Origin of the sequence: Pseudomonas sp. NPDC087358 (assembly GCF_044900785.1) — a bacterium.
GTDB lineage: Bacteria > Pseudomonadota > Gammaproteobacteria > Pseudomonadales > Pseudomonadaceae > Aquipseudomonas.
This window is the reverse complement of record NZ_JBJDOA010000006.1, coordinates 171243-192944: the sequence shown is the minus strand read 5'-3', so window position 1 is coordinate 192944 and position 21702 is coordinate 171243. Positions and strand designations below refer to the sequence as shown.

The 21702-nt window shown below is 61.6% G+C and carries 12 protein-coding genes; 4 read left to right on the top strand and 8 right to left on the bottom strand.

The window, feature by feature from the left end:
• Positions 1-49: 49 nt before the first annotated feature.
• From ACI2KS_RS16120 to glnE, 8 genes are all read right to left on the bottom strand, one after another.
• Positions 50-1489 (bottom strand): lipopolysaccharide kinase InaA family protein, encoded by a 1440-nt coding sequence (locus ACI2KS_RS16120; protein ID WP_404621925.1) that lies wholly within the window; start codon positions 1487-1489, stop codon positions 50-52.
• Between the two features lie 293 nt (positions 1490-1782).
• Entirely contained in the window at positions 1783-2538 is a 756-nt protein-coding gene (locus ACI2KS_RS16115) for a lipopolysaccharide kinase InaA family protein (RefSeq protein ID WP_404621924.1), read from the bottom strand.
• Entirely contained in the window at positions 2535-3269 is a 735-nt protein-coding gene (locus tag ACI2KS_RS16110; RefSeq protein WP_404621923.1) for a lipopolysaccharide kinase InaA family protein, read from the bottom strand. Before ACI2KS_RS16110 ends, ACI2KS_RS16115 begins: the two co-directional genes overlap by 4 nt.
• Complete coding sequence (rfaP, locus tag ACI2KS_RS16105) at positions 3269-4075, bottom strand: lipopolysaccharide core heptose(I) kinase RfaP (RefSeq protein ID WP_404621921.1); 807 nt, start codon at positions 4073-4075, stop codon at positions 3269-3271. Before rfaP ends, ACI2KS_RS16110 begins: the two co-directional genes overlap by 1 nt.
• Positions 4072-5196: a glycosyltransferase family 4 protein gene (locus ACI2KS_RS16100; RefSeq protein WP_404621919.1), complete on the bottom strand. Its 1125-nt coding sequence runs from the start codon at positions 5194-5196 to the stop codon at positions 4072-4074. The genes rfaP and ACI2KS_RS16100 overlap by 4 nt, the downstream gene beginning before the upstream one ends.
• The gene (gene waaC / locus ACI2KS_RS16095; RefSeq protein WP_404621917.1) at positions 5196-6263 is read right to left on the bottom strand and encodes a lipopolysaccharide heptosyltransferase I; all 1068 of its coding nucleotides are present in this window, start codon (positions 6261-6263) and stop codon (positions 5196-5198) included. Before waaC ends, ACI2KS_RS16100 begins: the two co-directional genes overlap by 1 nt.
• A gap of 1 nt (position 6264) precedes the next feature.
• Positions 6265-7299: a lipopolysaccharide heptosyltransferase II gene (waaF, locus tag ACI2KS_RS16090; RefSeq protein ID WP_404621915.1), complete on the bottom strand. Its 1035-nt coding sequence runs from the start codon at positions 7297-7299 to the stop codon at positions 6265-6267.
• 212 nt (positions 7300-7511) lie between these two features.
• Entirely contained in the window at positions 7512-10463 is a 2952-nt protein-coding gene (gene glnE, locus ACI2KS_RS16085) for a bifunctional [glutamate--ammonia ligase]-adenylyl-L-tyrosine phosphorylase/[glutamate--ammonia-ligase] adenylyltransferase (protein WP_404621913.1), read from the bottom strand.
• Between the two features lie 386 nt (positions 10464-10849).
• Between glnE and aceE the strand changes: the two genes are divergently transcribed.
• The 4 genes from aceE (at position 10850) to msrA (ending at position 21304) form a co-directional block, all read left to right on the top strand.
• Positions 10850-13495, top strand: a complete 2646-nt coding sequence (gene aceE / locus ACI2KS_RS16080; protein WP_404621911.1) for a pyruvate dehydrogenase (acetyl-transferring), homodimeric type — start codon at positions 10850-10852, stop codon at positions 13493-13495.
• Positions 13496-13646: 151 nt separating this feature from the next.
• On the top strand, positions 13647-15290 hold the full coding sequence (aceF, locus tag ACI2KS_RS16075) for a dihydrolipoyllysine-residue acetyltransferase (protein WP_404621909.1): 1644 nt from the start codon (positions 13647-13649) through the stop codon (positions 15288-15290).
• A 2521-nt stretch (positions 15291-17811) separates the two neighbouring features.
• Positions 17812-20505: a putative bifunctional diguanylate cyclase/phosphodiesterase gene (locus tag ACI2KS_RS16070; protein ID WP_404621907.1), complete on the top strand. Its 2694-nt coding sequence runs from the start codon at positions 17812-17814 to the stop codon at positions 20503-20505.
• A 139-nt stretch (positions 20506-20644) separates the two neighbouring features.
• Positions 20645-21304: a peptide-methionine (S)-S-oxide reductase MsrA gene (gene msrA / locus ACI2KS_RS16065; RefSeq protein WP_404621905.1), complete on the top strand. Its 660-nt coding sequence runs from the start codon at positions 20645-20647 to the stop codon at positions 21302-21304.
• The last annotated feature ends 398 nt before the right edge of the window (positions 21305-21702 follow it).

The following is a 21702-nucleotide window of genomic DNA, read 5'->3' as shown; positions in this document are numbered from 1 at the left end:
CATCACGCAAGTGGCAGCGCTGAACGGCTGCCACCTCACATAGCACCGTCTATGGCGCTTTTGGCAGGCGCTGCTCCAGCAACTGGTGCAGCGCGCTGTCTGCCGGCCAGTTGCGCATGAATCGCGCGCGATCCTTGGCGAACGCCGCCGCGAACGCACTTGGCGAGCCGTGCTGACACATCGCATCGAGATCGATCAACGCCCAGCGGTCCTGATCCCAGAACACATTGTGCCCCTTCAAGTCGCCATGGCTGATGCGCTCACGCAGCAATTGCGCGAACAACGCATCCAGCGCCTGCAACTCGCTTTGCGGGGCCTGACCGGATTCAACGTAGGGCGCAAAGCGCTCGATGATGTCCGGGCCCGGCAGGTATTCAGTGACCAGATACGCCTTGCGCCGCAACCAGAACAAGCGTTGTTCCAGCAGCGCCAATGGCTTGGGCGTGGCGATGCCGAGGAACATCAGGCGGTTGCCTTCGCGCCACGAATGCCAGGCGCGGCTCGGGCGCCAGAAGCGCTTGAGCCAATGGGCGAAGTTCTTGATATTGTAGCGTTTGATCACCAGTGCACGACCGCCGACCTCAGCCTTGGCCACACTGGCCGCGCCGCCGGTCTTGTACAGATGGCCGCTGTCGATCAGCGAATCGGCCTGCTCGAGCACCGGAAGCATCGCGGCCTGTTCCTCACGACGAATCGCGCGCAGGCCAAACGGGCCGTCGGATACGCTGAACAGGCTGCAATCGCGGCCGACCTTGATCAGGTAATCGCGCAGGCGCCAGTGGCTGACCTTGTCGATCTGCTTTTGCAGTGCCTCCACAGGCAGGCCATGCTCGCCGTTGCTCAACAGGTAATGCACCAACAGCTCTTCAGTGAACGGCTCCAGCGACTTGGGCAACTGGGCGAAGAACACGCCCAGGTTCTCCAGCACCTTTTGTCGCGACAGGGGCTTGCCCGCTTGCTCGACACGAATCCCGGCACCATCGATCAGGTACAGCTTGCCGTCCTGACGCAACAGGTTGTCCAGGTGCAGGTCTTCCTGCCAGATGCCCTTGCCGTGCATCTGCCCGACTGCGGCAAGGGCATCGCCCAGCACGGCCTGTTGTTCGTCAGCCAGAGGCGGCAGGTGTTCAACAGCCTTCCACGCCTCGCCCAGACTCTGCGCCTTGTCGAGAAACTCGAACAGCAACCAGCCACCCTCGCCTTCCTGCAGCCCTTCGGCCAACAGCAATGGCGTGGTCAGGCCCTGGTCGGCCAGCAACTGCACCCCGGCGCGCTCGCGCTGAAAATGCCGGGGCGCCTTTTGCCCTACCAGCAATTTGGCCAGCACCGCACGGCCACGCCAGATCCCGGCGCCCACATAGCGCTGCCCCGGCAAAACCCGCAGCAGGGTCAGCAATTGCAAATCGGCAGGCCCGGCCGCATCGGCCAGCGCGATGCTCATGGGTAGCGCTGGGGTGCGACCGGCATGTTTCAGTTCAGACAAACGCATCAGTGCCCTCTTCGATCAAACATGAATGAAACGCGGATCAGCAAGTTCACACTGACTGGCCTCTGCCCGGAGGGCGTGGGAGTCTGCCGGGTGGCGCTCCACCTTCCCGACGATCTGCCGGCTACCGGCAGCAAATCCAGTACATGCGGTGTATCAGGCATAACCAGGGCGTCCGGTTTTACTACTGCTTGGCAGCAGATCGCCAGCAAGCTTGCTCCTACGGCCTGCGGCCAGAATCAAAAACAACCCCCATCGCGACCCACTTCATGCGCGGCCGTACGGTGCGAATGCAATTACCGACTGCCGCGCTTATGACTGCCGCGCTTCGCCAGGCGCTGCCACCAGGCGTCTACCAGACCGCTGTCGCCGGGCGCTTGCAGATAAGCGGCGAGCATCTCGCGGATCTGGGCCTCGTTCCACATCGGCGCCCGGCGCAGCAGCGGTTCCAGATCCTTGACCCGGTCACGCTGGCCGAAGACCGACTTGCGGGTTTTCTCAAGGTCGATCAACTGCGCCAGGTATTCGCCTGCGCGGGCCTTGAGAAAAATATGCTTGGGGTAGAAACAGCCGTGCACCTGCCCGGCCTTGTGCAGCGTGCGGGCCAGTTGTCCGCATGCCTGCAGAATCGCCAGACGTTGAGTCGCCGACAGCTCTTCCCATTGCAACAGCAGGGTGTCCAGATCGGTCCAGCCGTCCAGCGCGCGGGTCATCAGAATCGCCCGGCGCTCGCCGTCGACCTTCTGCTCGCCATAAAACACCGCGTGCAGCGCCGGAATGCCAAGCTTCTGATACAGGCTGATGTTGCGAAACTCCCGGGAGAACGAAGGCTCGCCCAGCGGATGATGCAACGTGCGAGTCAGGTAATTGCTCTGGCGCTTGAGGTAGTAGCCCGCGCCCTCGAGCTCCAGACGAAACACGCTGCTCCAGCCGCCGCGCCCGGTGTTGGGCTCATCGACGGCGTCGAGCTGCACGTCCCACAACGAATCGAAATCCGCCAGGCCATGACGCTCCAGCAGGCTGCGATCGGCGTCATCAATGAAAACACTCATTCGCGGCCCTCGAAGAAGCTGACGATATGACGAATGCGCTTTTTGTCTGACTCATTCAGGCGCTCGCGCCCGCGATATTGCAGATAAAAACGCAGACGCTGGGTGGCTGACAGGTGATATTTGGCCACCTTGTCCAGGCACGCGAGGTCCTTGGTGATGCGATAGCGCAGCATGAAACTGACCCAGAACGCGCCGTTGGGGCAGTCGATCAGAAACACCGTCGATTGATCGTCCACCAGCAAGTTACGCCACTTCAGGTCGTTATGCGTGAAGTGATGATCGTGCATGGTCCGGGTGTAGCTGGCGACCTGCTGGCTGATCCGGTCGACCCAAGCGCGGTTGTCCAGGCGCGCATCGTTGAAGCGCGCCAGCTCCGACAGATCCTCGGTGCGCGGCAGCTCGAGGGTGATCAGCGCGCCGCGATCATAGGCTGCGCCCTTGCGCTCAAGGCCCCAGGCGACGACTTCGGCCGTGGGAATACCCCACTTGGCAAAGCGCTTGAGGTTCTGCCATTCGGACTTGACCCGCGGGCGCCCCAGATAACGGCGCAGCCCCTTGCCGGCAGCCACATAGCGTTTGACGTAGTAGTTCACGCCGCCGCGTTCGACGCGGATCACCTCGGACAACGGGTCGCGGGTCAGGCGTTCACCCTGCAGGGCAAAAACAGCGTCAAGCGAGCCGAAATCGTCAGCCAGCGCAGCATACTCAGGCTCCAGGTTCCAACCAGCCATCAGAGCGCATCCCCGTAGCGCAGTTTGCGCTGGTAGAGCTTGTCGGCCTTGCCTTGCAGCCAGATCAGCAGCGCTGACTCTTCGGCCAGAATCTGGCGCAATGGCTGCTGGAAGTAACCCTTTAGAAAACGCAGCTTGTCGCGACGGGTCAGACCGATGTCCATCGCCGAGAAATACAGCGCCGCCAGATCCTTGTTGCGCCAGCGCATGGTGATCGCCGGACGTGTCTGGGCGCGGTGCAAGTCAATCACCGAGAGCTTGAAATCATCAGCGGTGACCGGTTTGTCGGTGTGCAGCAGGAAGTGGCAGATGTAGCAGTCGCGATGGTTGACCCCGGCCCGGTGCATCATCCCGACCAGACGCGCGACTTCGGCGATGTACGCCCGCTTCATGCGTGGTTCGGGCGGCACCTTGCGCCAGTCGATGCTGACGTCTTCCAGGCTTTCGGTCGGTGCCAGCTCTTCGGTAATGATGAACGAGTGCTGAGCGGCCGGGCTGTTGCCACGCTCGCCGTAGGCTACGGCGGTCATGGTCGGCACGCCGACTTCGTGCAGGCGATTGATCGCCTGCCACTCCTGGCCTGCGCCGAGCACCGGCAACTTGGCGGTCAGCAGGTTCTTGGCCACTTCGCCCCAGCCGATGCCGCGATGGATCTTGACGAAATACCCGCGTCCGTCGACTTCGGTGCGCAAGGTGCGGCGGTTTTCCAGTTCGCGATAAACCTGCCCTTCCAGCGCCTCGACGGCATCGAACGCGTCGCGTCCGGCCCACAGGCTCTTGAAAGGTTCGGCAAGGATCAGTTTCATCCGTGGTGCTCCGCCAGAATCACATCCGCAGCGTGTTGCGGCATGCTGTAAAGATCAGCCGTGTCGGCGAATGCCAGCCCGTTGCGGCCCCAAGTGGTGCGCGCGGCATCGTCCTTGAGGATGCGGGCCAGATATTGATTGAGCTGGTTCTGTTCGAACGGCTCATCGAGCACCAGGCCGCTGTCCGCCTCGGCGATGTAATGGGCGTACCCACACACGGCGCTGACCAGCACCGGCAAGCCGGCCACCAACGCTTCGAGCAGGACCGTCCCGGTGTTCTCGTTGTAGGCCGGGTGGATCAACAGGTCGGCGCCCAACAGAAAACGCGGGATGTCGCTGCGCCCTTTCATGAACGTGACGTTATCGCCCAGGCCCAAAGCGCTGCTCTGCAACTGGAATACCTTGGGGTCGTCCTGGCCGATTACAAACAGACGCGTGCGCTTTCTCAGTTCGGTCGGCAACGCGGCAAGCGCCTTGAGGGTGCGATCGACGCCCTTGGTCTTGAACCCGGAGCCGATCTGCACCAGCAGCAGATCGTCATCGCCCAGTTTGAATTCGCGGCGAAACTCGGCGCGAATCAGGGCGGCGTTTTCGGGGGCGCGACGGTCCAGGGAAATCCCCGGCGGCAGCAGGTGGAAGCGCTCGAGCGGCGTGTTGTAGTGCTTGATGAACAGCGGCTGCTGCACCTCGGAGATCATCAACACTTCAGTCTTGGCGTCCCTGGCGAACACCGCGCGCTCGTAATCGGCGAAGTGGCGATAACGGCCCCAGTATTTGTACAGGCCGTGACGCAGGTTTTGCGCCTTGTCCTCATAACAGCCATCGGCGGCGTAATACACATCCAGGCCGGGCATCTTGTTGAAGCCGATCAGACGGTCCACCGGGCGCTTGGCCAGGTCGGCGTTCATCCAGTCGGTGAGCTTTTCGTTGCGCCGGTGATTGAAGATCGCCTTGACCGGCGCCACCAGCACTTCAAAGCCAGGCGGCACATCGCCCTCCCAGATCAGGGTGTAGACGCGGATCGTGTGGCCGCGCTGCTGACACTCCAGGGCAATGCGCATGAAGTCGCGCTGCAGGCCGCCGAAGGGGAAGTATTTATAAAGCACGAATGCCAGTCGCATCACGGATGTTCCTTTGCCAGCAACAGCGAACCCAACTGATTCGCTACTCGCTCGGGATTCAGGCGAGTGAAGCACAGCGGCCACTCGCGTTCGATATCGAACCGACGCTGGTCTTCCGCCGTCGGTCGATAGGTGCATTTCTTTTGCAGGCACGGCGCACAGGCCGGATAATCGCCGGCCAGATGAACTTGCGATTTGCCGTAGGCGCCGGTCAGCCCAGGGTTGGTCGGGCCGAACAGCGACAGGGTAGGAACATCCAGCGCCGCGGCCAGATGACCCAGGCCAGTATCCACCGCAACGCAGCCTTGGGCGCTGGCCAGCACTTTGGCCACGCCTGCCAAATTCAATCTGGGCAGCACCAGCGCTTTATCAAGGCCCTCGGCGATGCGTTCGGCGCGTGCCTTCTCTGCCGGGTTGCCCCAGGGCAGATGGACCTCAAGGCCCTGGCTGATCATGCGCTCGGCCAATTGCCGCCAATACAGCTCGGGCCAGTGTTTGGTGACCCAGGTGGTGCCGTGCAGAAACAGCACGAAGGGCGCGCCGCCGCTATTGGCATCGAGCAAACGACTGCGATCCAGGCCGTAGTCGCCAAGGCCGGCGGGAACCTGATAGCCCAGCGCCTGTGCGAACAGCTGACGCAGGCGCTCGACTGCATGCTGACCGCGTGGCACAGGATACGCCCGATCATAAAAGCGTGCCGCCAGCGGCTCCCGGGCCGAATGCCGGTCCAGGCCGATGACGGGGGTTTTGACCTGGCGGGTGAGCCAGGCGCTTTTCAGCAGGCCTTGGGCGTCGATCACCAGATCGTAGCGCGTGTCACGCAGACGTTGCTTGAACTGGCGCCATTCGCCGTTCTTGAAGGTCTGCCAGAGATTCTTGCGCCAGCGCCGGATGGCCACCGGAATCACCCTGGCGACTGCCGGGTGCCAGCCGGGAATCTCGGCGAAGCCTTCTTCGACTACCCAGTCGAACTGGATGCCCGGCAGCGCGCGCATCGCATCGGTCAGTGCGGGCAGGGTATGAATCACATCACCCAGCGACGAGGTCTTGATCAGCAGTACCCGCAAGTCAGGCGACCTCGACCGGTGTACCGCCCAGGCGGCCGAGCGCGCCAACCACGGACTCAGGCTCCAGCAGTCGCAGACAGTTGTAGTGACCGAAGCGGCAGGTACGGTCGAAACACGGACTGCATTCGATGCCCAACTGGACGATCTCGACCTGATCGGCCAACGGCGGGGTGAAGCCCGGGGAAGTCGAGCCATAGACCGCCACCAGCGGACGATTGAGCGCCGCGGCCACGTGCATCAGGCCCGAATCGTTGGAAACGACCGAGTCGGCACAGGACATCAGATCAATCGCTTCGGCCAGAGAGGTTCCGCCACTGAGGTTTACCGACTCTTCACGCAGGCCCGGGATCAGTCGCTCGCGAATGCTTTCACCGACCGGATGATCGTTTTTCGAGCCGAACAGCCAGACCTGCCAACCCTCGCGGATCTTCGCTTCGGCGACCTTGGCGTAGTGCTCGGCGGGCCAGCGCTTGGACTCGCCGAATTCGGCGCCAGGGCACAGCGCCAATACCGGGCGATCGAGGCTCAAGCCGAACTTGGCCAAGGCCGCGTCACGACTGGCAGGCTCGATCTGCAAGGTTGGCCGGGGATAAGGGCGCGGCAATTCAGCGTCCTTGTCGTAGGCCAGCGCCATGAAGCGCTCGATCATCAGCGGATATTTCTGTTTATCCAGCGTGCGCACATCATTGAGCAACCCGTAGCGGAACTCGCCACGCCAGCCGGTGCGCTTGGGGATACCGGCGAAGAACGGCACCAGCGCCGATTTCAACGAATTGGGTAGCAGGATCGCCTGATCGTACTGGCCCTTGAGCGATTTGCCGATGCGCCGACGGGTCGCCAGCTCAAGCGCGCCGTGGCCGAGCGGGAAGCTCAGGGCCTTGCGCACCTGGGGCATACGCTCAAGGATCGGCCGGCTCCATTCGGGCGCCAGCACATCGATTTCGCATTGCGGGTGACGCTGCTTCAGGCACTGGAACAGCGTTTGCGCCATCACCATGTCACCGACCCAGCTGGGCCCTACGATCAGAATTCTCATGCTCAATCCAAAAACGACCAGAAACGATCAGGGAGGCTCATCAGGCTGCGTGACGCTTGCACACAGCCTGACGCCTCCCTGTCATAGCTTTATATAGGTCCACTCGTGCGAACCTTGCAGTGTTCTCACTGGCCTGATCGCGAGCAAGCTCACTCCTACAGGGAGCTTGCTCGCGATCAGGCCGCAGGACTCAATGAAGAATCCTTCATCTATCAACTCAGCCCCAGCTGCCCCCAGATCCGCATCACTTCGCGCCGTTCGTTGACAAACTGGTCACCGCTGACCACCCCTGCATCCTTCTGCAAGGCCTGTCGGTGAGCGGCTGAACGGTACGCCTTGTACACCTCACGCAGCAGGCTGGCATCGGCTGCGGGCATCAGACCTGCCTGTTCCAGCCCCTCCAGAATGCGGATGTTATCGGTGTACTTCAGCAGCGCGGGATGCTCTCTGGACCACGCCAGGGCCGCGTATTGCACCATAAATTCGATATCGACGATACCACCGGCATCCTGCTTGAGATCGAACGACGACGTGGCCTCGAAGGCATTGGCGGCCTTTCCGGCCGCAGTGCCGCGGGTACCAAGGTTGTCGCGCATCTTGGCGCGCATCTCACTGACCTCCTGACGCAACGTTGGCAGGTCACGCTCGCGCCCCAGCACCGAGGCGCGTACCGCTTCGAATCCCTTGCCGACATCGTTACTGCCCACCAGCACTCTGGCGCGCACCAACGCCTGATGCTCCCAGGTCCAGGCCTCGTTTTCCTGGTAGCGTGAAAACGCCCCGAGCGAACTGACCAGCAGGCCGGAGGCACCAGACGGCCGCAGGCGCATGTCCACCTCGTACAGCAGACCGGAGTTGGTCTGGGTCGTGATCAGATGAATGATTCGCTGCCCCAGACGGGTGAAAAACTGCGCCCCATCGATCGGCTTGGCACCATCGGTCTCAGCCTGAGGGTCACCGTCGTGGATGAACACCAGGTCCAGGTCCGAACCATGCCCCAGTTCGATGCCCCCCACTTTTCCATAACCGACTATCACGAAGCCGGGATCGCACAAGGTGCCGTCAGGTCGCTGCGGTGCACCGTGGCGGGCGACCGTATGCCGCCACGCCAGCGCAAGCACCTGCTCCAGAATCGCTTCGGCCAGCCAGGTCAGGTAGTCACTGACTTTCATCAGCGGCAGGCTGCCGGTGATTTCCGAGGCAGCGACGCGCAGGCGGTGAGCCAGTTTGAAATGGCGCAACGCCTCCATCTGCTGCTCCAGGTCATCCTCGGGGATGCGCGTCAGACGCTCACGCAGCTCGGCCGCCAGCTCCAGCGCCTGGGGCGGGCTGAAAAGACGTCCCTCATTGAGCAATTCGTCCAGCAACAGGGGGAAGCGCGCAATCTGCTCGGCAATCCAGGGGCTGGCGGCACACAAGGTCAGCAGGCGTCGAAGCGCCCCGGGGTTTTCCGTGAGCAATACCAGATAGGCCGAGCGCCGGGCCACGGCCTCGACCAACGGCAAGACACGCTCAAGCACAAGGTCGGGATTGTCATGTTCGACCGCCTGCGCCAACAGACGCGGAATGAACGCGTCCAGTCGTTCGCGTCCCAGACGCTGCATCGAGCGCAGCTGCGAACTGTTACGCAGGTTGCTCAGATGCTTGAGCGCTTTCTGCGCATCGACGAACCCGCCCTCCTGCAGCTGCAGACAAGCGCTTTCTTCGTTCTGCGACTCTTCCCACAACGGCAACCACTCACCGCCGACGATTTCTTCACCGCCGTCCTGCTGGCCTTCCTCTTCATCCGGGTCGGCGATCACCTGACGGAAATGCCAGTCCACCCGCCCGCGCCAGTACATCAACTGCTTGTGAAAGCCGTCCCAGTCGGCGAATCCCATGATGAAGGCGATGCGTGCCTGGTCGCGGTCATCGTCGGGCAGCATCTGCGTCTGGCGATCGGCGATGGCCTGAATCGCGTGCTCGGTGTAGCGCAGGAACTCGTAGCCCTGGCGCAATTCGTCGATCACCGCGCTCGGCAGATAACCTTGCCCCTCAAGGGTTTTCAGCACCTTGAGCAAGGGCCGCTGTTGCAGGCTCAGATCGCGCCCGCCGTGGATCAGCTGGAAGGCCTGGGCGATGAATTCCACCTCGCGAATGCCGCCCGAGCCCAGCTTGATGTTCGCCGCCATGCCCTTGCGCCGCACTTCCTGCTGGATCAGCTGCTTCATGGTGCGCAGCGCCTCGATGGCCGAGAAGTCCAGATAGCGGCGATAGACGAAGGGGCGCAGCATCGCCAGCAGCTCTTCGCCCTTGGCCTGATCCCCACCGACCACCCGCGCCTTGATCATGGCGTAGCGCTCCCAGTCGCGGCCCTGGTCCTGGTAGTACTGCTCCAACGCATTGAAGCTGAGCACCAGCGCCCCGGATGAACCGTAAGGCCGCAGGCGCATGTCGACACGGAAGACAAAACCATCGACGGTGACCGGGTCCAGCGCCTTGATCAGACGCTGGCCCAGGCGGATGAAAAATTCCTGATTATCCAGGGGGCGCTTGATCCCTTGAGTTTCGCCGCCTTCGGGGTAGGCGAAAATCAGGTCGATGTCCGAGGAAAGATTCAGCTCCACCGCGCCCAGCTTGCCCATGCCCAGGATAACCATGTGCTGCGCCTCGCCGCTGCGCCGCCCGGTGGGGGTCCCGAACTGCTGGCAATGGCGTTCGTACAACCATTTGTAGGCAAGGTCGATACTGCCATCGGCCATGTCGGAAAGGTCACGACAGGTTTCCACCAGATCAGCCTGGCGGGTCAGGTCGCGCCAGATAATTCGCACTTGCTGACGTGTCCGTTGCCGACGTAGATTACGCCCCAGCTCATCGTCGCTGGCAGCCTGAACCACTGCACTGGCAATCTGCCCATGCAGCTCACCAGGCGCAAAACTGCGCTCCAGCTCCCCGGATTCAGCGAGATCGAGCAGCATCTGTGGGTCGCGCACAACCTGTTCGGCGACGAAGTCACTGGCCGCGAAGATGCGCTCCATGGCTGTCAGCCGAGCAGCGGGCCACGCGTCGAAAGCCGCCTGGGCACTGTCCGTCAGAGAAGTGAGCGAGGCGCGGAACGACTGTTGCGCGCGAGTGACCAACGGCAGAAGGACGGCCGGCAGATCGGCCAGCACAGGTAGGCTCATGGTCTATCCTAGATCGGCGTTCAAAAGACTACCCGGCATGCTGGTTGTACACACGATACGGACAAGACTGTCGAACAAAGGTTAAAGATTGCTGATTCCAGCTTCTTATTGGTTTTCAGCATAACTGCTTTGCCGGCAGGGGTTGATTTTCTACCAACAATGGCAATTTGTTTCACGAAGTGACACGAGCGAAAACATCGTTCCGCTGTAGTTTTACTACTGTATATACAAGTCAAAAAGCTGAAACAGCCGAAGATTTGTAGTAAAACTACACAACGCCGGGTACAAGTCCGGTCATCCAAGAATTTTACGTCGTCTGCCCACAAGGCCAGTCGCAACAAACTCAGGCAACCGATTCTGGAAGCCTTTCCGCCCTGGAGCAAGCCATGCAAGACCTCGATCCCGTCGAAACCCAGGAATGGCTGGACGCCCTGGAATCGGTTCTCGACAAAGAAGGCGAAGACCGCGCGCATTACCTGATGACCCGTATGGGCGAGCTGGCCACACGAAGTGGTTCGCAGCTGCCGTACGCCATCACCACGCCATACCGCAACACCATTCCCGTCACCCACGAAGCACGCATGCCTGGCGACCTGTTCATGGAACGCCGCATTCGCTCGTTGGTGCGTTGGAACGCCTTGGCGATGGTGGTCAAAACCAACATCGGCGACCCGGATCTGGGCGGTCACATCTCCAGCTTCGCTTCCAGTGCGACCCTGTATGACATCGGCTTCAACTACTTCTTCCAGGCCCCGACCGACGAACACGGCGGCGACCTGATCTACTTCCAGGGTCACGCATCGCCAGGCGTCTACGCCCGTGCGTTCATGGAAGGCCGCATCACCGAAGACCAGATGAACAACTTCCGTCAGGAAGTCGATGGCAACGGTCTGTCGTCTTATCCACACCCGTGGCTGATGAAGGATTTCTGGCAGTTCCCGACCGTTTCCATGGGTCTGGGTCCGATCCAGGCGATCTACCAGGCGCGCTTCATGAAGTACCTGGAGCACCGCGGCTATATCCCTGAAGGCAAGCAGAAAGTCTGGTGCTTCCTGGGCGACGGCGAGACCGACGAGCCGGAATCCCTGGGCGCCATCGCCCTGGCCGGTCGTGAGAAGCTCGACAACCTGATCTTCGTCGTCAACTGCAACCTGCAGCGTCTGGACGGTCCGGTTCGCGGCAACGCCAAGATCATCCAGGAACTGGAAGGCGTGTTCCGTGGTGCTCAGTGGAACGTGACCAAAGTCATCTGGGGCCGTTTCTGGGACCCACTGCTGGCCAAGGACGTCGACGGCATCCTGCAACGTCGCATGGACGAAGTCATCGACGGCGAATACCAGAACTACAAGGCCAAAGACGGCGCCTTCGTTCGCGAACACTTCTTCAACTCGCCAGAACTCAAGGCCATGGTTGCAGACATGTCCGATGACGAAATCTGGAAGCTCAACCGTGGCGGCCACGACCCGTACAAGGTCTATGCGGCTTACCACGAGGCGGTCAACCACAAGGGTCAACCGACCGTGGTTCTGGCCAAGACCATCAAAGGTTATGGCACCGGCGCCGGTGAAGCGAAAAACACCGCGCACAACACCAAGAAAGTCGACGTGGATAGCCTGCGTCACTTCCGTGACCGCTTCGACATCCCGGTCAAGGACGATCAACTCGAATCCCTGCCGTTCTTCAAACCTGAAGAAGGCAGCGCCGAGGCCCGCTACCTGAGCGAGCGTCGCGCTGCACTGGGCGGCTTCGTCCCACAGCGTCGCGCACAGAGCTTCAGCCTGCCGACTCCGCCGCTGGAAACCCTCAAGGCGATCCTGGACGGCTCCGGCGACCGCGAAATCTCCACCACCATGGCCTTCGTGCGCATCCTGGCGCAGCTGGTTAAGGACAAGGAAGTGGGCCAGCGTATCGTTCCGATCATCCCGGACGAAGCCCGTACCTTCGGTATGGAAGGCATGTTCCGCCAGCTGGGCATCTACTCTTCCGTCGGCCAGCTGTACGAGCCAGTCGATAAAGAACAGGTGATGTTCTACCGCGAGGACAAGAAAGGTCAGATCCTCGAGGAAGGCATCAACGAAGCGGGCGCGATGTCCTCCTTCATCGCTGCCGGTACCTCGTACAGCAGCCACAACCAGCCGATGATTCCGTTCTACATCTTCTACTCGATGTTCGGTTTCCAGCGTATCGGCGACTTGGCATGGGCCGCAGGCGACAGCCGCACCCGTGGCTTCCTGGTTGGCGGTACTGCTGGTCGTACCACCCTGAACGGTGAAGGTCTGCAGCACGAAGACGGTCACAGCCACATCCTGGCCTCGACCATCCCGAACTGCCGCACCTACGATCCAACCTACGGCTACGAGCTGGCGGTGATCATTCAGGACGGCATGAAGAAGATGTTCGAAGAGCAACAGGACGTCTTCTACTACCTGACCGTGATGAACGAATCCTATGTCCAGCCTGCAATGCCGGCCGGTTCCGAGGAAGGCATCGTCAAGGGCATGTACCTGCTCGAGGAAGACACCAAGGAAGCGGCGCACCACGTGCAACTCCTGGGTTCGGGCACCATCCTGCGCGAAGTACGCGAAGCGGCGAAGATCCTGCGCGAGCAGTTCAACGTCGGTGCGGACGTCTGGAGCGTTACCAGCTTCAACGAACTGCGTCGCGACGGTCTGGCCGTAGAACGCGCCAACCGCCTCAAGCCAGGTCAGAAACCACAAGTGAGCTACGTTGAAGAGTGCCTCAACGGCCGTAAAGGTCCGGTGATCGCTTCGACCGACTACATGAAACTGTTCGCTGACCAGATTCGTCAGTGGGTTCCGACCAAGGAATACAAAGTCCTGGGCACCGACGGTTTCGGCCGTTCCGACAGCCGCAAGAAGCTGCGTAACTTCTTCGAAGTTGACCGTCACTTCGTTGTGCTGGCAGCTCTGGAAGCCTTGGCCGATCGCGGCGATATCGAACCTAAAGTGGTGGCCGAAGCCATCACCAAGTTCGGCATCGACCCGGACAAACGCAACCCGCTGGACTGCTAAGCGTCTGCGTTAAAGATCGAAGTAAGCGCTGACCGATTGCGCGAAACAGCCAAGGATGCGGAATTTACTCCGGTAAATGAGCATCCAAGGCTGTTTCGTCGCACTACCGCCAGCGCAATCGAGTGAACAGGTTCTCCTAAGGAGAGACATTGTGAGTGAGCTAATTCGCGTACCCGACATCGGCAACGGTGAAGGTGAAGTCATTGAGTTGATGGTCAAGGTCGGTGATCGCATCGAAGCGGACCAGAGCATTCTGACCCTGGAGTCGGACAAGGCGAGCATGGAAATCCCTGCTCCCAAGGCCGGCGTCATCAAAAGCATGAAGGTCAAGCTGGGCGACCGCCTGAAAGAAGGCGACGAGTTGTTCGAGCTGGAAGTCGAAGGCGAAGCTGCTGCACCTGCTGCAGAGCCAGCTGCTGCCGCTCCGGCGCCAGCGCCAGCGGCTGAAAAACCGGCTGAAGCTGCCCCTGCAGCTGCTGCACCAGCACCTGCCGCCGAGGCTGCCGTTCAGGACATCCACGTTCCTGACATCGGTTCGTCGGGCAAGGCACGCATCATCGAGCTGATGGTCAAGGTTGGCGACAGCATCGAAGCCGACCAATCGCTGATCACGCTGGAATCGGACAAGGCCTCGATGGAGATTCCTTCTCCGGCGGCAGGCGTGGTCGAGAGCATCAGCGTCAAGGTCGAAGACGAAGTTGGCACCGGCGACCTGATCCTGAAACTGAAAGTCGCAGGCGCCGCACCCGCTGCTGCACCAGCCCCGGCAGCCGCCCCCGCGGCGGAAAAAGCCCAGGCCCCTGCTGCCGCTCCGGCCGCTGCTCCGGCTGCCAAGACAGAAGCTGCACCGGCACCTGCCGCAGCCCCGGCCAAAGCCGGCGCCAAGGTACACGCAGGCCCGGCTGTTCGTCAGCTGGCGCGCGAGTTCGGTGTCGAGCTCAACGCTGTGTCCGCCACCGGTCCACACGGCCGTGTCCTGAAGGAAGACGTGCAGGCGTACGTCAAATCCATCATGACCAAATCCAAGGACGCACCCGCTGGCGGCGCTGCCGGCGGCATGGGCATCCCGCCGATTCCGGAAGTCGATTTCAGCCGTTTCGGCGAGATCGAAGAAGTGCCGATGACTCGCCTGATGCAGCTGGGTGCGACCGGCCTGCACCGCAGCTGGCTGAACATCCCACACGTCACTCAGTTCGACCAGGCCGACATCACCGACCTGGAAGCTTTCCGCGTCGCGCAGAAAGCCGTCGCTGAAAAAGCCGGCGTGAAACTGACTGTCCTGCCGTTGCTGCTCAAGTCCATCGCGCACCTGCTCAAGGAACTGCCGGACTTCAACAGCTCGCTGGCGCCAAGCGGCAAGGCGATCATCCGCAAGAAATACGTCAACGTCGGTTTCGCCGTAGACACGCCGGATGGCCTGCTGGTCCCTGTGATCAAGGACGTCGACCAGAAGAGCCTGCTGCAACTGGCTGCCGAAGCCGCCGTGCTGGCTGAAAAAGCGCGCACCAAGAAGCTCTCGGCCAACGAGATGCAGGGCGCCTGCTTCACCATCTCAAGCCTGGGTCACATTGGCGGTACCGGCTTCACGCCGATCGTCAACGCGCCTGAAGTGGCGATCCTGGGTGTTTCCAAGGCCACCATGCAACCGGTCTGGGACGGCAAGGCTTTCCAGCCGCGCCTGATGCTGCCGCTGTCGCTGTCCTACGATCACCGTGTGATCAACGGTGCCGCAGCTGCCCGCTTCACCAAGCGTCTGAGCGAATTGCTGGCGGACATCCGCACGATTCTGCTGTAAGCCTCGTCAGGCCCGCGTCCAGCGACGCGGGCCTGTACAGTTTTTCGAGCTGCCACGCTCGTACCTCAACCCCGCTCATTTGGCGGGGCTTTTTTTGGGCGGGTGGTTTTGGATATTGGATATTGGGGTTGGGGTTGGGGTTGGGGTTGGGGTTGGGGTGCATATCGGGGGTCGGTGGTGACGCTGATATGGGTTCGGCCTAACGGCCAAACTGTTCCGCCTTCGGCGGGTTACTTGAAAAGACACCAAGTAACCAAGTGTCCTGGCTCCCTGTTCGGCCCGACTTCGTCGGGTTCCCTCGACTCCGGCATTGCTCCGTGGGCCCGCCGCCATCCGCCATCCATGGCGGGGGGCGGCTCTCGCGGCATCCATGCCGCTCGGCCCACTACGCAATACCTGCGCTCGGCCTTCCAAAGTCGCAATGGGTGGCGCCCATAAAACCTGCGCATGAACCACAAAAAGATTGCGACGCGCTGGTGCTAACGCACGTCGCTTGTTGAGGTCGACACGGTCTATGTAGGAGCCGGCTTGCTGGTGGTGGACGCGATGCACCTGATCCGCCGCGCCGTCTGACTCTACTGCCGCTGCCCGGCAGATCACTGGCAAGCCAAGCTCCCACGGCCTGCGGCCAGAATCAGAAGCAAGCGGCGCAACAGGGAGTCCATTGCTTCTGCCCGCAGGCCCTCAGATGTCCACCCGCTTCTGCCCGGAGGGCGTGGGAGTTGGCTTGCCGACGATCTGGCGCGAAGCGCCAGCAAAGCCTGTGGACGCGATGCACCTGACCCCCGCGCCGTCTGACTCTACTGCCGGTGCCCGGCAGATCGCTGGCAAGCCAAGCTCCCACGGCCTGCGGCCAGAATCAAAAGCGGGCGGCGCAACAGGGGTCGATTGCTTCTGCCCGCAGGCCGTCAGAGGTCCACCCGCTTCTGCCCGGAGGGCGTGGGAGTTGGCTTGCCGACGATCTGGCGCGAAGCGCCAGCAAAGCCTGTGGACGCGATGCACCTGATCCGCCGTGCCGTCTGACTCTACTGCCGGTGCCCGGCAGATCGCTGGCAAGCCAAGCTCCCACGGCCTGCGGCCAGAATCAGAAGCAGGCGGCGCAACATGTCGATTGCTTCTGCCCGCAGGCGCTCAGATGTCCACCCGCTTCTGCCCGGAGGGCGTGGGAGTTGGCTTGCCGACGATCTGGCGCGAAGCGCCAGCAAAGCCTGGGGACGCGATGCACCTGACCGGCCGTGCCGTCTGACTCTACTGCCGGTGCCCGGCAGATCGCTGGCAAGCCAAGCTCCCACGGCCTGCGGCCAGAATCAGAAGCAGGCGGCGCAAGGGGGGCGATTGCTTCTGCCCGCAGGACGACAGATGTCCACCCGCTTCTGCCCGCAGGCCCGCAGATGTCCACCCGCTTCTGCCCGGAGGGCGTGGGAGTTGGCTTGCCGACGATCTGGCGCGAAGCGCCAGCAAAGCCTGTTGACGCGATGCACCTGATCCGCCGCGCCGTCTGACTCTACTGCCGGTGCCCGGCAGATCGCTGGCAAGCCAAGCTCCCACGGCCTGCGGCCAGAATCAAAAGCACGCGGCGCAAGGGGGGTCGATTGCTTCTGCGCGCGGCCGTCAGATGTTCACCCGCTTCTGCCCGGAGAACGTGGGAGTTGGCTTGCCGACGATCTGGCGCGAAGCGCCAGCAAAGCCTGTGGACGCGGTACACCTGGCCCGCCGCGCCGTCTGACTCTACTGCCGGTACCCGGCAGATCGCTGGCAAGCCAAGCTCCCACGGCCTGCGGCCAGAATCAAAAGCAGGCGGCGCAATAGTCCAAAGCTGCTTGAGGAGCTTGTCTGAAACCATAGAATCTCCCACACTGGATCGGGTTCACGCCAAGGGTCGGAGATACAAATCCTGCAGCAGCACGGCTTGCCGCCGGCGTCCTCAAGATTGCTAACGCCGGCAGGCCGGACTGCTGCAAGACCGGTGTCTAACATCTGCTTTTGCTACTGCTTTTTCGAACGCGACAGTCCAGACACCACCGATCGCGACTTGGGTGCAGGCCAAACGCAGGCGATGCGCAGTGGGTCGAGCGGCATGGATGCCGCGAGAGCGCCGTCAGGACATGGATGTCCGTTCGGCGCGGGCCCACGGAGCATCGCCGGAGTGCGGGTATTCCGACGAAGGAGGAACCAAACCAGGAGCAAGCACTTTTGGTTACTTTTGGTGCGTTTCAAAAGTAACTCGCCGAAGGCGAAACAGTTCTGCCTAACGGCAGAACCACCTACCAGCGAAACCCGACTTACAGGATAAACACAAGACCAACGCGCCCATGCCCGCTACAACATCAACCACTTACTGCCCTTTCCCGACAAATCCGACCAACAACCTTCAGTTAATCCCCGATTTGCCGACAGATTTATAGCACTAAGCCATCGCGCTCACTTGTCAGCCCGTTCGCCATGATGCAACCTTGCGACACGCGATTTCACAATGGGCTCCTTGCCCATGCGCGACCGTACTCTTAAAGCGAGTTCCTTCATGAAAAGCCAACCTGATGCTGCCGCTCGATCGGCAGCCGAGGTCGTGACGCAATTGCCGGTGCCCTCGCGGCTCGGCATGCTGCGTTTCGAGCGGCTGAATGAAGCGAGCTGGGCGATGCTGTACCTGGACCCCAACTGCGAAAAGCAATTCGACATGCCGGCCATGGAGTTGTGCGCGCTCATTGGCGCCCCCTATGCCAGCCTGATGGAGCCCGAGGCGCGTTATCAACTGCACGACGCCGTGCAAATGCAACTGGCCGTCAATTCCCACTACGTGATCCGCTATACCCTGCACACCACCCGCGGCCCATTGGGCCTGCTGGAGATCGGTGAAGGCTACAAGCAACACAACCGGCATCTGCTACGCGGTTACCTGATGGTCGTGGATGAGGTGTTCGAAGCCAGCGAACTGGCGTTCAGCCCGGACCTGGAAGTTCAGAACTCGCGCCTGCAAATCGCCCTGGAACTGAACCAGCGCGCCCAGCACGAACAGCTTCAGCACCTGGAGCGCGTACGTGCCCAGCAGAGCCTGATCCTGCGCCTGGCACGTCATCGCTACAGCTCCAGCAACTCGCTGCAGGAAGCTGCGGAGCTGATCACCAAAAGCGCCTGCGAGATCTACGACATTTCCTGCGCCAGCATCTGGAATCTCAACGCCAAGGTGCTCGAACCGATAGCCGAATACCGTCGCGACACCGACGCCTACCGCAAACCCCCGCCCATCGACGTCAGCCGCTTCCCCAGCTATCTGGAAGCGCTGCATACCAGCCGCGCCATTGATGCCAATGACGTCGAGCTGGACCCGCGTACCCGTGAACTGGCCGCGAGCCTGCGGCCGCGTGACATCAACGCCATCCTCGACGCCAGCGTGCGAATCGATGGCCAGGTGGTCGGCGTGTTGTGCCTTGAGCAGACGGGTACCCCCCGCGAGTGGCAATCCGACGAAATCGCCTTTGCCGGCGAGCTGGCCGATCAGTTCGCTCAAGCCATCAACAACCACAACCGGCGCACCGCCACCAACGCGCTGCACCTGTTTCAGCGCGCCGTGGAGCAAAGCGCCAACGCGTTTTTGCTGGTCAATTGCGACAGCGTGGTCGAATACGTCAACCCAAGCTTCACCGAGATCACCCAGTACACCGCCGAAGAAGTTCACGGGCATCGCTTGTCGGAGCTGCCGGCGCTGGAGAATCTCAACTCGCTGCTGCTCGATGCCAACTCAAGCCTGGCCACGGGCAACAGCTGGCAGGGCGAGTTCAAGAGCCGTCGCAAGAATCTGGAGCCCTACTGGGGCCAGCTGTCGATTTCCAAGGTCTTCAGCGATAACCGCGAGCTTACTCATTACATCGGCATCTACGAAGACATCACCCAGGCCAAGCTCTCCCAGCAGCGCATCGAGCGCCTGGCCTACACCGATAACCTGACCAATCTGGGCAACCGTCCGGCGTTCATCCGCACCCTCGACGAACACTTCGCGCGGGACATCGAAACCCCGATCAGCCTGTTGTTGGTGGACATCGACAACTTCAAGCGAATCAACGACAGCCTTGGCCATCAGACCGGCGACAAGCTGCTGATCAGCCTGGCCCGACGCCTGCGCAACAGCCTGAGCCCGACCGGGATCCTGGCCCGTTTCGCCAGTAACGAATTCGCCGTACTGCTGGATGACACCGGCCCCGAAGACGGCCAGCGTATCGCCAGCCAGGTGCTGACCACGCTGGACAAGCCGATGTTCGTCGACAACCAGCTGATCAGCGTGACCGGTTCGGTGGGCCTGGCCTGTGCCCCGCTGCATGGCCGCGATCCACAGACCCTGATGAAAAACGCAGGTCTGGCGCTGCACAAGGCCAAGGCCAACGGCAAACATCAGGTGCAGGTCTTCACCGAGGCGCTGAACGCCGAGGCCAGCTACAAGCTGTTCGTGGAGAACAACCTGCGTCGCGCGCTGACGCAAAACGAGCTGGAAGTCTTCTACCAGCCCAAACTTTGCCTGCGTACCGGCCGCTTGCTGGGCATGGAGGCGCTGTTGCGCTGGAATCATCCGGAAAAGGGCATGATCCGCCCGGACCAGTTCATCAGCGTGGCCGAAGAAACCGGTCTGATCATTCCGATCGGCAAGTGGGTCGCACGCCAGTCCTGCCGCATGAGCAAGCAATTGACCGCCGCCGGATACGGCAAGCTCCACGTTGCCATCAACGTCTCACCCAAGCAGTTTTCCGACCCGGAGCTGGTCAGTTCGCTGGCCAGTATCCTGCGCGAAGAACAGCTCGACCCGTCGCTGCTGGAGCTGGAACTGACCGAAGGTCTGCTGCTGGAAGCCACGGAGGACACGCGCCTGCAGCTGGAATCGCTGAAAACCCTGGGCCTGACCCTGGCCATGGACGACTTCGGCACCGGGTATTCGTCGTTCAGCTACTTGAAAAAATTCCCCATCGACGTGATCAAGATCGACCGCAGCTTCATCCGCGACATCCCGGATGACCAGGACGATATGGAGATCACTTCAGCGGTCATCGCCATGGCGCACAACCTCAAGCTGACGGTGGTCGCCGAAGGCATCGAAACCGCCGAGCAACTGGCCTTTCTGCGTCGCCACCGCTGCGACGTGGGCCAGGGCTATCTGTTCGACAAACCGATCCCGGGCGAAGACCTGATCGACAAGCTGCGACGCTACCCACGCGGCCCGCTGGCCTGATTCGCCACAACGCGCTTCCTGCTCCAGACGTTGTGCGGCACACTTGTCGCCTGGCATTTGTAACAGCCCAATCTGACCCCATATACGTCCTTCACTGACAAACCCTGTCGGTCGTCCTGTCCCAGAGAGGATTCGCCTCATGGTCTTGCGCTCGGAAATTCTTGTGAACAAAAACCAACTGCCTACCGCCCAGCAAGCACTGCCAGGCCGCGAAACACCGATGAACATCCCGGAAGAACACTTCGTCAACGGCCATCCGCTGCTGGGGCCGTTCCTGGTGGACGTCGATTTCGCCATTTTCGGACTGGGTTGCTTCTGGGGCGCGGAGCGTCGCTTTTGGCAACGTGACGGCGTTTACAGCACAGTCGTGGGCTACGCCGGTGGCTTTACGCCGAACCCGACCTACGAGGAAGTGTGCTCCGGCCTGACCGGCCATAGCGAAGTGGTACTGGTGGTTTACGAGCCCGGGAAGGTCAGCTACGAAGAGCTGCTGGCGATGTTCTGGGAACTGCACAACCCGACCCAGGGCATGCGTCAGGGCAATGACATCGGCACTCAATACCGCTCGGTGATCTACGCTACCAACCCCGCGCAACTGCAAGCCGCCAAGGCCAGCGCCGAGGTGTTCCAGGCTGAACTGACCAAGGCCGGCCTGGGCGAAATCACCACCGAGATCGACCAGGCACCGACCATGTACTTCGCCGAGGCCTATCACCAACAATACCTGGCCAAGAACCCCCAGGGTTATTGCGGCATTGCCGGGACCGGTGTGTGCATGCCGCCGAGCTTGAATCCGTAAGCCTCCACGATGCCACGGCCGTCACCCAAATCGGTATGGGCCATGGCTTCTGCCCGGAGGGCGTGGGAGCTGCCGGGGTGGCGCTCCACCTTGCCAGCGATCTGCCGGGCACCGGCGGTAGAATCAGGCAGCGCAGTGGGTCAGGTGCATAGCATTCACAGGGTTCGCTGGCGCTTCGCACCAGATCGTCGGCAAGCCGGACTCCCACGCCCTCGGGCAGAAGCAACGAACTCCGTCGCCGCGTGCCTTTGATTCTGGCCAGAGGGCGTGGGAGCTGCCAGGGTGGCGCTCCACCTTGCCAGCGATCTGCCGGGCAGCGGTAGTAAACTGGATACTGCGTGGAATCTGCCAGACATCGATGGTCTGATTTTACTGCCAGTGCCCAGCAGATCGCGGGC

Coding starts and splice junctions, on each gene's coding strand:
- ACI2KS_RS16070 (WP_404621907.1), top strand. CDS start 17,812: ATGAAAAGCCAACCTGATGCTGCCGCTCGATCGGCAGCCGAGGTCGTG.
- msrA (WP_404621905.1), top strand. CDS start 20,645: ATGGTCTTGCGCTCGGAAATTCTTGTGAACAAAAACCAACTGCCTACC.
- waaF (WP_404621915.1), bottom strand. CDS start 7,299: ATGAGAATTCTGATCGTAGGGCCCAGCTGGGTCGGTGACATGGTGATG.
- rfaP (WP_404621921.1), bottom strand. CDS start 4,075: ATGAAACTGATCCTTGCCGAACCTTTCAAGAGCCTGTGGGCCGGACGC.
- ACI2KS_RS16120 (WP_404621925.1), bottom strand. CDS start 1,489: ATGCGTTTGTCTGAACTGAAACATGCCGGTCGCACCCCAGCGCTACCC.
- ACI2KS_RS16100 (WP_404621919.1), bottom strand. CDS start 5,196: ATGCGACTGGCATTCGTGCTTTATAAATACTTCCCCTTCGGCGGCCTG.
- aceE (WP_404621911.1), top strand. CDS start 10,850: ATGCAAGACCTCGATCCCGTCGAAACCCAGGAATGGCTGGACGCCCTG.
- ACI2KS_RS16110 (WP_404621923.1), bottom strand. CDS start 3,269: ATGGCTGGTTGGAACCTGGAGCCTGAGTATGCTGCGCTGGCTGACGAT.
- ACI2KS_RS16115 (WP_404621924.1), bottom strand. CDS start 2,538: ATGAGTGTTTTCATTGATGACGCCGATCGCAGCCTGCTGGAGCGTCAT.
- glnE (WP_404621913.1), bottom strand. CDS start 10,463: ATGAGCCTACCTGTGCTGGCCGATCTGCCGGCCGTCCTTCTGCCGTTG.